1 protein-coding gene is annotated in these 249 nt (G+C 55.4%); it reads left to right on the top strand.

The window, feature by feature from the left end; genetic code table 11:
• A partial coding sequence (locus BKB51_RS21405; RefSeq protein WP_198946838.1) for a hypothetical protein occupies window positions 1–249 on the top strand: 249 nt, incomplete at both ends.

Here is a 249-nt window from a genome sequence, read left to right as displayed (position 1 = left end):
AGAAAGAGATCAGGGACCGGGGAAAAGAAGCGAAAAAAGAGAGAGGGTAGAAAAAAACTAGAAGCTGGGGCTGGGGAGGAAAGCGGAAAAAAAACGGGAGTGGGGGAGGAGGAGGGGGAGAGGGAGGAGAGAGCGGAGGGAGGGGGAAGGGTAGACAAGGAGCGGAAGCGGGGGAGGGAGGGGGAAAAAAAATACAGGTGCCAGAAAGGGGGGAGGGCAGAAAAGGAGGAAGAGAAGGAGAGGAAAAGA

The sequence above is a fragment of the Kiloniella majae genome, assembly GCF_002118315.1.
Lineage (GTDB): Bacteria > Pseudomonadota > Alphaproteobacteria > Kiloniellales > Kiloniellaceae > Kiloniella > Kiloniella majae.
This window is presented reverse-complemented; position numbering and strand designations above follow the sequence as displayed.